We start from the raw sequence: 13,064 nt of genomic DNA, 5'->3' as shown, positions 1-13,064 counted from the left end.
CTCACCAGCCGGTCAGCAGCAGGTGGTTGACCGCCAGGGCCGTCGCCGCCTGCGCGGCCAGCCACCACCGGCGTCCGGGCCGCGGCAGCAACGCCGTCAAGGGCAGCAACCACACCCCGAACGGTAGCCAGATCCGTTCCGTCTCCGCTTTCGACAGGCCCGAAACGTCGGCGAAGACGATGGTGAGCAGGGCGGCGAGCCCGAGGAGCAGCACCGGATCGGTGAGCAGGGCGCGACTGGGCCGCGCCCCCGCCAAGCCCCGCCGCAGCGCGGCGATCACCGCGGGGCCGAGGGCGACGGACACCGCGGCCAGGTCCGCCCACACCCAGTACGAATAGGGCCGGACCAGCGCGACGCCCTGGTAGTAGCGCTCGACGACCAGGTGGTAGCCGTCGAGCCACCAGAAGCCCGCCCAGGCGAAGACGCCGACGACCGCCAGCGCGCCCGCGATCGCCAGGGCCGCCGCCCGCCACTGCCTGCCGAGGATGGCAACGGCCACCGCGAGCACGCCGAGCAGCACCAGGCCGTAGGAAAGGAAGATGCCGAAGCCGAGCAGGAGTCCCGCGGCCACGCCGACCGGAGCGGCGTACCGGCGGCCGCCGGTGAACCCGCGTGCGGACAACGCGAGCAGCGCCAGCCCGGTGGCGGTCACCCCGGCGAACATGCCGTCCGCGGACACGCCGATCCACACCGCGCCGGGCGTGAGGACGGCGAACGGCAGCATCGCGCGGGCGGCGTCGGCCCGGCCGAGCAGGGCGACCGTCGCGGGCACGGCGACCGCGACGAGGCTGCCGACGAGCACGACGGCCGTGGCCGCCCACGCGCCGCCGTGCAAGCCGATCCGGTCCAGCCAGACGAACACGAGCGTCGCGCCCGGCGGGTGGCCGGAGACGTGCGTCGTCCACGAATTCGGCTGGAAGTCGAGGATGCGGGAGGAGAACTCGCGCAGCATCCGGGGGATGTCGGTGATCCCGGGGACCTCGTGGAGGTACTCCTGCGGGATGGTGAGGTGTCCCGCGAACCCGCGTTGCCAGCCGTCGACCATGGTCAGCGAGAAGATCCAGGCGAGCGAAGCCAGGTAGCCCGCGGCCAGCGCGCGGCGCCACGGCAGGCGGTCCGCCAGTGCCGGGCCCTGGAGCACCACGACCACGGCGATCAGCACGGCGAACACCGAGCCCGGGCCGACGTGCGGCAGCCAGTCGGCGAACAGCGGCGGCGACGAGACGAAGATGATCACGCCGGAGTTCGGCCGGTTGTAGTACAAGCCGACCGTGGTCGCTGCGGCGACGAGCGCCACCGCCGCCGCGACGGCGAGGAGGTCTGCGCGGCGCCCGGAGGCCGGGGCTTCGGGTTCACGGGCAGGAGGCTCGGCGAGCCGGGCTGCCGAATTCGGCTCACTCATCGCCGCCCAGCCTAAGTCAGCCGGCGGCCGTCCGCGTTCTCGCGACGGCATCCGTAACGACGCGGTAAGAAGTCGTCACACGTCATGATTCAGTAAGGGGCGCAAGGCTTTTGCGCGGTCCATCCTGGACTTACGGTCGGCGCCGTGACTGACTCAGGAGTGGACGTCGTCCTCCCTTGCCTCGACGAAGCCGGCGCGCTGCCCGGCGTACTGGCCGGCCTGCCCACGGGCTACCGCGCGATCGTGGTCGACAACGGTTCCGCCGACGGCTCGCCCGAAGTGGCGGCCTCGCTCGGCGCGAAGGTCGTCCACGAACCGCGCCGCGGCTACGGCGCGGCCGTGCACGCGGGCCTGGAAGCCGCCACCGCGGACATCGTGTGCTTCGCCGACGCCGACGGATCCCTCGACCTCGGCGACCTGCCGCGGCTGGTGACCGCGGTCCGCGACGGCGCCGACCTCGCTGTCGGCCGCCGGGTGCCGACCGGCCCCGGGGTGTGGCCGTGGCACGCGAGGGCGGGCAACGTCGTGCTGGCGCTGTTGCTGCGCACCCGCGGGCTGCCGGTGCGGGACATCGCGCCCCTGCGCGCCGCGGACCGGCGAGCGCTGCTCGGGCTCGACGTCACGGACCGGGCGTTCGGCTATCCCCTGGAGCTGCTGATCAAGGCGCAGCGCGCCGACTGGCGGGTGCGCGAGTTCGACGTCCGCTACGGCGAACGCGCCAAGGGCACCAAGTCGAAGGTCTCCGGTTCGGTGCGGGGCACGCTGCGCGCGGTCCGCGACTTCGGGCGGGTGCTGGCCCGATGACACCGTTCGTCCTGCTGGTCGTGGCCAAGGCGCCCGTGCCGGGCCTCGCCAAGACCCGGCTCTGCCCGCCGGCGACACCGGCCCAGTCGGCGGAGATCGCCGCGGCGGCGCTGCTCGATACCCTCGACGCCGTCTGCGCGGTGCCCGGCGCCGCTCCCGTCGTCGCGATGACCGGCGACCTCGGCGCCGCCGCCCGGGCCGCCGAAATCGGCCTGGCGCTGCGGCGCGCCACCGTCATCCCGCAGCGGGGCTGGGACTTCGGCGCCCGGCTGGCCAACGCGCACGCCGACGTCGCCGCGGTGCACGCCGGCCTGCCCGTCCTGCAGATCGGCATGGACACGCCGCAGGTCACGCCGGAGTCCCTCGCCGCCGCCATCGCCCCGATCCGGCACGGCGGCCGCGACTCGGTGCTCGGCCCGGCCGCGGACGGCGGCTGGTGGGCGCTGGGCCTGGCCGACCCCCGGCACGCGCAAGTCCTCGCGGGCGTCCCGATGTCCCGTGACGACACCGGTGAACGCACGTTGCGCGCGCTCGGCGAATGCGGCCTGCGGCCGGCGAAGGCCGCCCTGCTGTCCGATGTGGACACCATGGCGGACGCCCGTGCGGTCGCGGCGGCGTGCCCGGCCGGCCGGTTCGCCCGCGCCGTCGCGGCCGTCGGCGGACGGGCGGTCGCGTGATGCCGGCCCTCGCCGGGCACGAGTTCGACCTCGGCCTGCTGGGCCACCGCTGCTGGCTGGAGCTGACGACCGGCGAGCGGATCGAGCTGCCGGTCGAACGCTGGACAGAGCCATCCGAAGGCGACGACGTCCTGCTCGCCGCCTGCGCCGGCCCGACCATCGACCTCGGCTGCGGTCCGGGCCGGCTCACCGCGGCGCTGGCGAGCCGCGGGGTCGTCGCGCTGGGCGTGGACAGCTCGCGCACGGCGGTCGGCCTCACCCGTCGTCGCGGCGGGATGGCGTTGCACCGCAACGTGTTCGACCGACTGCCCGGCGAAGGCCGGTGGCGCCACGCCCTGCTCGCCGACGGCAACATCGGCATCGGCGGCGACCCGGCGACCCTGCTGCGGCGCACGGCACGGCTGCTCGCTCCCGGCGGCGACGTCCTCGTCGAATTGGAGCCGCCGGGCCACGGCCTGCGCCACGAGCGCGTCCGGCTGCGCCCGGGTCACGCCGACGTCGCCTGGTTCACCTGGGCCTGGGTCGGCGTCGACGCGATCGCCGCAGTCGCCGTCCGTGCCGGGCTGCGCGTCGACTGGACCACCCGCCACGGACACCGCTGGTTCGCGCGATTGGAGCGATCGTGAAACTGCCGATCCCGAAGGAAGAACAGTTCCGGGCGCCGGCGCACGACGAGCGCGTGACGTCGAAGATCGGCCTGGCGCTCGCGATCACGTTCACGACGTGCTTCGTGACCGGGCTGATCAGCCACCTGATCCAGCACCCGCCGGGCTGGTTCTGGTGGCCCAGCCGCCCGGTCGGGCTCTACCGCGTCACGCAGGGGTTGCACGTGATCTCCGGCGTGGCGTCGATCCCGTTGCTGCTGGCGAAGTTGTGGAGCGTCTACCCGAAGCTGTTCGGCAGGCCGCTCGTCCGCTCGCTGCCGCACGCACTGGAGCGGCTGTCGATCCTGGTGCTCTCGGGGGCGGCGTTCTTCGAGCTGACGACCGGGTTGCTGAACGTGGCGCAGAACTACCCGTGGGGCTTCTACTTCCCGCAGGTGCACTACGCGGTGGCGTGGCTGGCGATCGGGTCGATCCTGGTGCACGTCGCGGTGAAGCTGACGATCATCCGCCGTGCCCTGACCCGGACCACCACCGAGGAACCGCCGTCACCGCCCGGTGGCCTCTCCCGGCGCGGTTTCCTCCTCACCACCGGCATGGCGACGGGCACTGCGGTCGTCGCCACCGCGGGCGCGACGGTCCCGTTCCTGCGCGGCGTTTCCGGCCTGGCCTGGAAGACGAGCAAAGGAACGCAGAACCTCCCGGTGAACCGCACCGCGGCGGCCGCGGGCATCAGGTGGTCCCCGACCTGGCGCCTCTCGGTGGTGACCCCACGCGGCACGACGACGTTCTCCCTCGACGAGCTGCGCGCCCTGCCGCAAGCGACGGCGGAACTCCCGATCGCGTGCGTGGAGGGCTGGAGCCAATCGGCCACCTGGCGCGGCATTTCCCTGCCCACGCTCCTGAAAGCCACCGGCGCCGCGCCCGGCACCGCGGTCCGAGTGTCCTCGATGGAGCGTTCCGGGCTGTACAACGTCAGCACCCTCCCCGGCGAACACACAGCCGACGACCTGACGCTGCTGGCCTTGGAACTGAACGGCGAGGTCCTCGACATCGACCACGGCTTCCCGTGCCGGATCATCGCCCCGAACCGCCCGGGCGTGCTGCAGACGAAGTGGGTCACGAAGCTGGAGGCACTGTGAAGACCGCCCGAGCCCTCCTCGCGCTACCAGGTCTCGCGGCCTTGGCGTGGGGCGTGGTGCTGTTCGCCGAGTACGCGCTCCCGGTCCGCCCGGACGTAATCGCAACGGCCGGCTGGATAGTCGGCGGCCCCCTCCTCAACGACGGCGTGGTCGCGCCGTTGACGGCGGTGCTCGGCTTCGTGCTGAGCCGGATCGTGCCGCACCCGTGGAAAGCCCCGGTGGTAGCGGGCACGGTGATCACCGGAGTCCTGGCGATCGTGGCGTTCCCGCTGCTCTGGCGCCCCTACGGAACCCCACCCATGCCCGGCCTCCACGACGGCGACCCAGCCCTGGGCCTGGCCCTCACGGTGGCAGCAGTCTGGCTCGTAGTGGTCGCGACCGCCCTCGCCATCCGCGCTCGCCGCCCGGCAAGGCCCGCCACCTCGACGGCCACCCCAGCCACCCATGGCGACCCACCGCCGGCCAGCCCCGCCGCCTCTCCTGGCAGGCCGCCCGAAGTGCCCCGCGCGGCCGAGCACCCCACCACGCCCGGCACGCCGCCCGCACCGCCGGCCAGCCCTGCCGTCCCACCCGAGAAGGCGATCAACCCGCCCGGCACGCCAGCCGGGCCGAGCGAACACCCCGGCGCATCGGCCAGCCCGTCCGCCGCACCGGCCGATCCTCCCGGCTGATCGGCCACTTCGCCGGCACCCCGGCCAAGCCCCCCCCAGCGGCCCGGCCACCCCTCGGGAGGGCACCAGCCCCGCCTGGCACGCCAGCCGCGCCAGGCGAACAACCTCGGCCCGTCCGAGAAGGCGACCAACCGGCCAGCACGCCGGCCGTGCAAGCGAACACACCGGCACGCCGGACACCCCGCCCGACCGCCCCGGCCCGCCAGCTACGTCCTCCGGCACCCCGGCCAGGCCCCTCAACGGCCCGGCCACCCGCCCGGAACGACGCTCAGGCCGTCTGGCACGCCAGCCGCGCCAAGCGAACACCCCAGCGCGCCGGGCACCCCGCCCGACCACCCCCGCACCTGACCCCGGCACAAATGCGGCCACGCGCGACCGGCATTGAGATGCCTGGGTCGCGCGTGGCCTTGGGGGTCCGGCCCCGGGGTTCGGGGGTCGAGCCGAAGTTGGTCTCGGCCGCGCCAGGGCGGCCGAGCGTCTGGAAGGGGATCAGTTGGCCGGGACCGGCTGGCCGCCGAGGGTCACCTCGACCGTGCGGCCGCCCGCGAGGGTGAAGGTCGCCTTCTCGTCCGGGGCGCGGGTGCGGACCGCCGCGACCAGCGTGTCGGCCGAGTCGATGGTGCGGTCGTCGATCTTCGTGACGACGTCACCTTCCTTGAGGCCGGCCTTCTCCGCCGGGCTGCCCGCGGTGATCGCGCCGAGCTGGGCGCCGCCCTGCGGGGCGTCCTTGACCTGGGCGCCGATGTAGGTCTGCACCGCCTGGCCGGTCTTGATGATCGTGTCCGCCGTGCGGCGGGCCTGGTCGATCGGGATGGCGAAGCCGATGCCGACGTTGCCGCCCTCGGACGCGCCCTGGCCCTGGCCGCCCTGTCCGGACTGCGGGCTGTAGATCGCCGAGTTGATCCCGATGACCTGCCCGGCCATGTTCGCCAGCGGGCCACCCGAGTTGCCCGGGTTGATCGCCGCGTCGGTCTGGACGGCGTCCATCACCGTCGTCTGGTCGCCGCTGCTGCCGCCCGCGCGCACGGGGCGGTGCAGCGAGCTGACGATGCCCGAGGTGACCGTGCCGGCCAGCTCGAACGGCGAGCCGATGGCGACGACCGACTGGCCGACCCGCAGGTCGTCGGAGCGGCCGAGCTCCACCGGGGTCAGGTTGTTCACGCCGGTGACCTTGACGACCGCGATGTCGGTCGTCGGGTCGCGGCCGATGACCTTGGCCGGGGCCTTGCGGCCGTCCTGGAACACGGCCTGGATCTGCCCGCCGTTCGCGGCGACCTCGACGACGTGGTTGTTGGTCAGGATGTAGCCGTCGGTGCTGATGACGAACCCGGAGCCCTCGCCGGCCCCCTGCTGTCCGCTCACCTGCAGCTCGACGACGCTCGGCGACAGCTTCTGCGCCACGGACTCGACCGAGCCGGCCGGCGCGTTGCCCGTCTGCTGGGCCGGCTTCGGCGCGTCGAGCGCGTTGCTGGACGGGCCGGACGTGCCGCCGGTCAGGTAGCCGACCGCACCGCCGGCGATGCCGCCGACCAGCAGCGCGACCAGCGCGACGCCGGCGAGCAGCTTCCCGCCGGACCGCTTCGGCTGCGCCGGGGCGGGCGTGGGGTAGGCGGACGTACCGGGCTGCGCGTACGGGTTCGCCGGCGGGTAGACGCTCTGCTGGGTCTGGCCGGGCGGCACCTGCGCACCCGGGGCGGACCAGGGGTTCGTGTTCTGCGCGCCGTACGACGGATCGGCCCCGGTCACCGCGTGGTAGGACGGCTCCGAGTACTGCGGCGCACCGCCGGACTCGGGCTTGGCCTGCTCACCGTACGGGCTCCCCGCCCAACCGCCCTGAGCGACCTGCTGGCCGGTCTCGGGCTGCCGCGGCGTCGCGGGGTCGTGCGTGCTGGGGTCGTTCTCGGTCATGTCATCACCTTGCGGGACGGTCCTGAGAGGTTCCTGAGCCGAACCTGTGCATCGGAGATGAGTATGGCCGGGATCAGCCCGCCGCGCGGAGCCGTTCCGCGATCTGCTCGGGCGTTGCGTCGTTGATCCAGACCGCCATGCCCGATTCGGACCCCGCCAGGTACTTCAGTTTGTCCTTCGCGCGCAGCACGGAGAACAGTTCCAGGTGGAGCCAGCCGAGTTCGCGGTCCTGGCGCACCGGCGCCTGGTGCCACGCCGCGATGTACGGCAGCGGCCGGTCGTACAGCGCGTCGCAGCGGCGCAGCACGTCCAGGTAGACGTCGGCGAAGTCGTCGCGCTCGGCGTCGGTCAGCGCGGGGATGTCCGCGACCTGCCGGTGCGGCACCACGTGCACCTCGACCGGCCAGCGTGCCGCCGGCGGCACGTACGCCGTCCAGTGCTCGCCGGACGCCACCACGCGCGCGCCGGACTTCTGTTCGGCGGCCAGCACGTCACCGAGTACCGGGCGCCCGTGCTCGGCCTGGTAGGCGCGGGCCACGTCGATCATCCGCGCGGTCTTCGGCGTGACGAACGGGTAGCCGTAGATCTGCCCGTGCGGGTGCGACAGCGTGACGCCGATTTCCTCACCGCGGTTCTCGAATGGGAAAACCTGTTCGACACCGGGCACTTCGGACAGCGCGGTCGTGCGGTCGGCCCAGGCGTCCACCACGGCCCGCACCTGCTTCGCGCTCAGCCTCGCGAACGAACCGTCGTGGTCGCTGGTGAAGCAGACGACCTCGCAGCGCCCGCGGCCGGGCGCCACCGGCACCAGCCCGAGACCATCCACAGTGGACGGTTCACCGATGACGTCTTCGGCGAAGGACGGGAAGCGGTTCTCGAAGACGACGACGTCGTAGTCGCTTTCGGGGATCTCGCTCGGCTTGCCGGGCTTGCTCGGGCACAGCGGGCACAGGTCCGCCGGCGGCTTGTAGGTCCGCGTCTGCCGGTGCGCGGCCATCGCGACCCATTCGCCGGTCAGCGGGTCCCGCCGGATCTCCGACGCGGCCGAAACCGGCGGCAGGTCACGGGTGTCCTCGGCGACGCGGTCGGGCGCGCCGGGCTGGTCGAAGTAGATGATCTCCCGGCCGTCGGCCAGGTGTCGTACCGTGCGCTTCACGCTTCTTGGGCCTCGTCCGTCTCCGCCGTCTCGGCGATCATGAGTTCTCCCGCCCGTTCGGCGAGCGTTTCCTTGGCCTCGTCCGGGATCCCGTCATCGGTGACGACGACGTCGGCCTCGTCCAGGTCGGCGATCGTGGAGATCCCGACGGTGCCCCACTTGGTGTGGTCGGCGAGCACGACCAGCTTGCGCCCGGCTTCGACCAGCGCCCGGTCGGTCTCGCTCTCGGTGAGGTTCGGCGTCGTGAACCCCGCCCCCTCGGCCATCCCGTGCACGCCGAGGAAGACGACGTCGAGGTGCAGCGACCGCAGGCTGTGCACGGCGACCGGCCCGACCAGCGCGTCCGACGGCGTCCGGACCCCGCCGGTGAGCACGACGGTGCGATCGGGCTGCGTCGAGCCGCGGAGCACGTCGGCGACCTGGATCGAGTTGGTCACGATGGTGAGCCCGGGAATGGCGTCGAGCGCCCGCGCCAGCGTCCACGTCGTGGTGCCGGCGGAGATGCCGATCGCGGTGCCGGGCCGCACGAGCGTCGCGGCGAGCTCGGCGATGGCTTCCTTCTGCGCGCGCTGGCGCACGGACTTCGCTTCGAACCCGGGTTCGTCGGTGCTCTTGCCGACGATCGAGGTGGCGCCGCCGTAGACCTTCTCGACCAGCCCGCGCCCGGCGAGCACGTCGAGGTCGCGGCGCACCGTCATGTCGGACACGCCCAGCCTGGTCACGAGGTCGCTGACCCGGACCGCGCCGGTCCGGCGTGCCTCTTCCAGGATCACCGCCTGTCGCTGACGCGCCAGCACCGTTCAACTCCGTCCCCGCCGAACACCAAGGCTTCAACCACACAAAATCCTACACGATTCAACACAGGATCTGGTGGTGAGCCACGGGTGAACTTTGGAGTCGCTGGTCAGCCGGGCGCCCCCGGCAGCCGGATCGTCATCAGCGCACCGCCTTCCGGCGCCTGCGAGGCGTACACCGCGCCGCCGTGGCGCTCCGCCGCGTGCTTCACGATCGCCAGGCCGAGCCCCGAGCCGGGCAGCGTCCGCGCCTCCGACGAGCGGTAGAAGCGGTCGAACACCTTGGGCAGGTCCTCCTCGGCGATGCCCGGCCCGGCGTCGGCCACCTCGACGACCGCCGTGCCGTCGCCGAGCGGGTACAGCCGCACCCAGACCGTCGACCCCGGCGGCGAGAACTTCACCGCGTTGTCGAGCAGGTTCAGCACCGCGCGCTCGATCGAGCTGTTGTCGCCGGTGAGCACCCACGGCTGCAGCGAGACGTCGAAGTCGATCTCGCCCGCGCGCCGCCGCGCCCGGTCGAGCGCCCGCTCGACGACGTCCAGCAGCTCGACGCGTTCGAAGCGCTCGCGCGGCTCGTCCTGGCGGGCGAGCTCGACGAGGTCGCCGATGAGCTGCGTCAGCTCGTCGAGCTGGCCGCTGATGTCCGCGACGATGTCGATCCGGTCCGCGTCCGGCAGCGGCGGCGCGCCCGGCTTGCTCGCGGCGAGCAGCAGCTCGAGGTTGGTGCGCAGCGACGTCAGCGGCGTCCGCAGCTCGTGGCCGGCGTCCGCGACGAGCTGGCGCTGGCGCTCCTGGGAGTCCGCGACCGTGCCGAGCATCGTGTTGAAGCTCGTGGTGAGGCGCGCGAGCTCGTCGTCCCCGCTGACCGGGATCGGCCGCAAGTCGCCGGTCTTGGCGACGCGCTCGGCCGCCAGGGTCAGCCGGTCGACCGGGCGCAGGCCGGTGCGCGCGACCGCGGTGCCCGCCGCGGCGGCGACCAGGATGCCGGCACCGCCGATGAGGAACAGCACCAGCGCGAGCTCGTTCAGCGTGCGCTTGGTCGGCCCCATCGACTGCGCGAGCACGATCGCCTCGCCGTGCCCGGTCGGCAGCGCGACCACGCGGCTGTCGGTGCGGAAGTCGGTCCGCATCGACTCGGGCGAGTCGCCGTTCGCGACGGCCAGCTCCTCCTGGCCGAACGGCGGCGCCGAGCTCGACAGCGGGTAGGTCATCACGGCGTGCTGGACGTCCGGAGCCGCGTTGAGCTGCCCGATCTGCAGGTCGGCGCTGGCGAGGAACGCGCCGGGGACCTGCCGCAGCTCGGTCTGCACCTGCGGCGAGTCGGCGGCGGCCTGCGCGCGCGCCATCAAGCTGTCGTCGAGCTGCTGGTAGAGGTTGCTGCGGACGACCATGTACGCGCCGATCGACACCAGCGCGACGGCACCGGCGACACAGGCGGCGGCCAGCAGCGTCACCCGGCCGCGCAGGGAGAACCGGCGCGTCCCCCAGCGCGTGCCCCGGGGGTCGCCGGGCTCGGTCACGGCGGGGTTTCCCTCAGGACGTACCCCACCCCCCGCACCGTGTGGATCAGCCTCGGCTCCCCCTCGGCCTCCGTCTTGCGGCGCAAGTAGCCGACGTAGACCTCCAGCGCGTTGCCCGACGTCGGGAAGTCGTAACCCCATACTTCCTCCAGGATCCGGCCACGCGTGAGGACGTGCTTCGGGTAGGAAAGGAACAGTTCCAGCAGGGCGAACTCGGTCCGGGTCAGGCTGATCTCCCGCCCGCCGCGGCGGACCTCCCGCGTACCCGGGTCGAGGGTCAGATCCGCGAAGGACAGCATCTCCGAGGCCTGCCCGTTCCGCTCCTCCGGCGAAGCGCGGCGCAGCAGCGCCCGCAGCCGGGCGAGCAGCTCTTCGAGCGCGAACGGCTTCGGCAGGTAGTCGTCGGCGCCGGCGTCCAGGCCGGACACGCGGTCGGAGACGGTGTCGCGCGCGGTCAGCACGAGGATCGGCAGGTCGTCACCGGTGCTGCGCAGGCGGCGGGCCACTTCGAGGCCGTCCAGCCGCGGCATCATGACGTCGAGGACCATGGCGTCCGGCCGGTCGGCGATGATCGCCTCCAGCGCCTGCGCACCGTCGCTGGCCAGCTGGACCTGGTAACCGTTGAACTCCAGGGACCGCCGAAGCGACTCACGGACGGCGCGGTCGTCGTCCACCACAAGGATGCGCATGGCGACAGTTTTACTCAGCGTGCTGAGACTCGCCTAAGAACACACACAGAACTGACAAAGAGAATGCTCACTCCGGTGCCCGCGCGACGGGGGCGTTCCAGTGCCGCCAGAGCGCGATCATCCGCACAGCGACCACAGCGGCGGCCGAAACGACGGTCACCGGCCCGGCCGGCAGTCGCAGAGCGTGACCGGCAGCGACGAGCACCGACCCGGCCAGCGCGGCCACGGCGTAGATCTCTTTCCGCAGGACGAGCGGTATTTCCCGGAGCAGGAGGTCCCGGACGGCCCCGCCCCCGATCCCGGTTGTCATCCCGATCAGGCACGCGGCGTACACGGTCGCGCCGGCGTCGATGGCGATGGTCGTCCCGGCGGTGGCGAAGACGCCGAGCCCGAGCGCGTCCGCGAGCAGAACGCCCCGCCGCAGCCGCGCGACCTGCGGGTGGAAGGCGAAGACGACGAGCGCGGTCCCGGCACAGACGGCGAGGTAGGGCCAGTTCCGCAACGTCGTCGGCGGGTGGATGCCGAGGAGGACGTCCCGGATGACCCCACCCCCGAGCGCGGTGGTGAGCCCGACCACGACGACCCCGAAGACGTCGAGCCGCGCCCGCACGGCGGCGAGCGCCCCGGACGCGGCGAAGGCGACGAGCCCGACGAACTCCAGCGCCGTGAGCAGCATGGTCTACTGGTCGAGCAGCCCACCGCGGTAGGCCAGCAGCGCGGCCTGCACCCGGTTCGCGGCCCCGATCTTGGAGAGCACGGCGGAGACGTACCCCTTGACGGTGGCTTCGGACAGGTGGAGCCGCCCCCCGATCTCGGCGTTGCTCAGCCCTTGGCCGATCAGCGCGACGACTTCACGCTCCCGTTCGGACAGCGAGGCGAGGAGCTTCCGCGCGGGCTGAGCGGCACGTTGTTCGTCCCGATGCGACTGGACCATCCGAGCGGCGACGCCGGGATCGAGGACGGCACCCCCTCGCGCGAGGTCCCGGACCGCCCGCAGCAGAGCGGCGGGATCGATGTCCTTGAGCAGGAAGCCGTTGGCCCCGAGCCGCAGCGCGAGGCTGACGTACTCGTCGATGTCGAAGGTGGTCAGCATGGCCACGGTGGGCGGATCGGGGAGCGCGAGGATGGCCCTGAGCGCGCGAATGCCGTCGTCAGGGGCCCGCATCTTGATGTCGAGCAGGGCAACGTCCGGGTGGTACCGACGGGCGACCTCGACCGCGGATCTGCCGTCGGAGGCTTCGCCCACGATCTCGATGTCCTGGGCCCCGGACATCATCGCGCGCAGCCCCGAGCGCACCAGTTCCTCGTCGTCGGCGAACATGAGCTTGATCAACGAAGCCCTCCGCAACAGCCAGTAGGAGGCGGCTCCCCGCGTCCCGTTAACGAAGGTTACCTACTGTTGTTCAGCAGTTCGAAACCAGACACGACCAGGTGACCGACTGGTCCGTCCAGGTCAGGTGGGGTGGGCTGTCCGGCGGGGTGTAAGCGAGCTGTCGGCTGCGGGTAAGAACCACTCACCTGGGTGACGACGTAGGTCGTGTTGCTCCATCCGTGCCCCTGCTCTCGCAGGCCGCCCGGGCAAGCTAAGCTTGCGACGGCAGCAGCAGGCCCTCGTAGCTCAGGGGATAGAGCACCGCTCTCCTAAAGCGGGTGTCGCAGGTTCGAATCCTGCCGGGGGCACTTAGTACCAAGATTCCTT

General features: G+C 72.6%; 13 protein-coding genes and 1 tRNA gene. 6 read left to right on the top strand and 8 right to left on the bottom strand.

Going from position 1 to position 13,064, the window contains the following annotated elements:
• Position 1 precedes the first annotated feature (1 nt).
• Complete coding sequence (locus tag ACLJQM_RS09145; protein ID WP_410630743.1) at positions 2 to 1,402, bottom strand: hypothetical protein; 1,401 nt, start codon at positions 1,400 to 1,402, stop codon at positions 2 to 4.
• Positions 1,403 to 1,561: 159 nt separating this feature from the next.
• Between ACLJQM_RS09145 and ACLJQM_RS09140 the strand changes: the two genes are divergently transcribed.
• The 5 genes from ACLJQM_RS09140 to ACLJQM_RS09120 are packed head-to-tail and all read left to right on the top strand — an operon-like array spanning position 1,562 to position 5,298.
• Positions 1,562 to 2,206: a glycosyltransferase family 2 protein gene (locus ACLJQM_RS09140; protein WP_247025501.1), complete on the top strand. Its 645-nt coding sequence runs from the start codon at positions 1,562 to 1,564 to the stop codon at positions 2,204 to 2,206.
• On the top strand, positions 2,203 to 2,883 hold the full coding sequence (locus ACLJQM_RS09135; RefSeq protein ID WP_360777247.1) for a DUF2064 domain-containing protein: 681 nt from the start codon (positions 2,203 to 2,205) through the stop codon (positions 2,881 to 2,883). Before ACLJQM_RS09140 ends, ACLJQM_RS09135 begins: the two co-directional genes overlap by 4 nt.
• Entirely contained in the window at positions 2,883 to 3,509 is a 627-nt protein-coding gene (locus ACLJQM_RS09130; protein WP_410630741.1) for a methyltransferase domain-containing protein, read from the top strand. The genes ACLJQM_RS09135 and ACLJQM_RS09130 overlap by 1 nt, the downstream gene beginning before the upstream one ends.
• Positions 3,506 to 4,627: a molybdopterin-dependent oxidoreductase gene (locus tag ACLJQM_RS09125; RefSeq protein ID WP_410630740.1), complete on the top strand. Its 1,122-nt coding sequence runs from the start codon at positions 3,506 to 3,508 to the stop codon at positions 4,625 to 4,627. Before ACLJQM_RS09130 ends, ACLJQM_RS09125 begins: the two co-directional genes overlap by 4 nt.
• A complete protein-coding gene (locus ACLJQM_RS09120) occupies positions 4,624 to 5,298 on the top strand; it encodes a hypothetical protein (RefSeq protein ID WP_410630739.1) in 675 nt (224 codons plus the stop codon). Before ACLJQM_RS09125 ends, ACLJQM_RS09120 begins: the two co-directional genes overlap by 4 nt.
• A 489-nt stretch (positions 5,299 to 5,787) precedes the next feature.
• Here ACLJQM_RS09120 and ACLJQM_RS09115 read toward each other — a convergent pair whose 3' ends face one another.
• From ACLJQM_RS09115 to ACLJQM_RS09085, 7 genes are all read right to left on the bottom strand, one after another.
• Entirely contained in the window at positions 5,788 to 7,206 is a 1,419-nt protein-coding gene (locus ACLJQM_RS09115; protein ID WP_247018177.1) for a S1C family serine protease, read from the bottom strand.
• Positions 7,207 to 7,279: 73 nt separating this feature from the next.
• Entirely contained in the window at positions 7,280 to 8,362 is a 1,083-nt protein-coding gene (galT, locus tag ACLJQM_RS09110; protein WP_410630738.1) for a galactose-1-phosphate uridylyltransferase, read from the bottom strand.
• Positions 8,359 to 9,159 (bottom strand): DeoR/GlpR family DNA-binding transcription regulator, encoded by an 801-nt coding sequence (locus ACLJQM_RS09105; protein WP_247018173.1) that lies wholly within the window; start codon positions 9,157 to 9,159, stop codon positions 8,359 to 8,361. Before ACLJQM_RS09105 ends, galT begins: the two co-directional genes overlap by 4 nt.
• A gap of 107 nt (positions 9,160 to 9,266) precedes the next feature.
• A complete protein-coding gene (locus ACLJQM_RS09100; protein WP_247018171.1) occupies positions 9,267 to 10,676 on the bottom strand; it encodes a sensor histidine kinase in 1,410 nt (469 codons plus the stop codon).
• On the bottom strand, positions 10,673 to 11,365 hold the full coding sequence (locus ACLJQM_RS09095; RefSeq protein WP_247018169.1) for a response regulator transcription factor: 693 nt from the start codon (positions 11,363 to 11,365) through the stop codon (positions 10,673 to 10,675). The genes ACLJQM_RS09100 and ACLJQM_RS09095 overlap by 4 nt, the downstream gene beginning before the upstream one ends.
• Before the next feature lie 67 nt (positions 11,366 to 11,432).
• On the bottom strand, positions 11,433 to 12,041 hold the full coding sequence (locus ACLJQM_RS09090) for a trimeric intracellular cation channel family protein (protein WP_247018167.1): 609 nt from the start codon (positions 12,039 to 12,041) through the stop codon (positions 11,433 to 11,435).
• A gap of 3 nt (positions 12,042 to 12,044) precedes the next feature.
• The gene (locus ACLJQM_RS09085) at positions 12,045 to 12,698 is read right to left on the bottom strand and encodes a response regulator (RefSeq protein ID WP_003087851.1); all 654 of its coding nucleotides are present in this window, start codon (positions 12,696 to 12,698) and stop codon (positions 12,045 to 12,047) included.
• A 274-nt stretch (positions 12,699 to 12,972) separates the two neighbouring features.
• On the opposite strand from ACLJQM_RS09085, the gene ACLJQM_RS09080 reads away from it, so the two are divergent.
• Positions 12,973 to 13,045: transfer RNA gene (locus ACLJQM_RS09080), tRNA-Arg, on the top strand.
• The last annotated feature ends 19 nt before the right edge of the window (positions 13,046 to 13,064 follow it).

Origin of the sequence: Amycolatopsis sp. cmx-4-83, assembly GCF_046548815.1 — a bacterium.
GTDB lineage: Bacteria > Actinomycetota > Actinomycetes > Mycobacteriales > Pseudonocardiaceae > Amycolatopsis > Amycolatopsis pretoriensis_A.
The sequence above is the reverse complement of the archived record's forward strand: the minus strand, read 5'-3'. Positions and strand labels throughout refer to the sequence as shown.

Excerpts from the sequence above, each read along its gene's own strand:
- ACLJQM_RS09145 (WP_410630743.1), bottom strand. The coding sequence starts at position 1,402 with ATGAGTGAGCCGAATTCGGCAGCCCGGCTCGCCGAGCCTCCTGCCCGT.
- ACLJQM_RS09135 (WP_360777247.1), top strand. The coding sequence starts at position 2,203 with ATGACACCGTTCGTCCTGCTGGTCGTGGCCAAGGCGCCCGTGCCGGGC.
- ACLJQM_RS09130 (WP_410630741.1), top strand. The coding sequence starts at position 2,883 with ATGCCGGCCCTCGCCGGGCACGAGTTCGACCTCGGCCTGCTGGGCCAC.
- ACLJQM_RS09115 (WP_247018177.1), bottom strand. The coding sequence starts at position 7,206 with ATGACCGAGAACGACCCCAGCACGCACGACCCCGCGACGCCGCGGCAG.
- ACLJQM_RS09095 (WP_247018169.1), bottom strand. The coding sequence starts at position 11,365 with ATGCGCATCCTTGTGGTGGACGACGACCGCGCCGTCCGTGAGTCGCTT.
- ACLJQM_RS09090 (WP_247018167.1), bottom strand. The coding sequence starts at position 12,041 with ATGCTGCTCACGGCGCTGGAGTTCGTCGGGCTCGTCGCCTTCGCCGCG.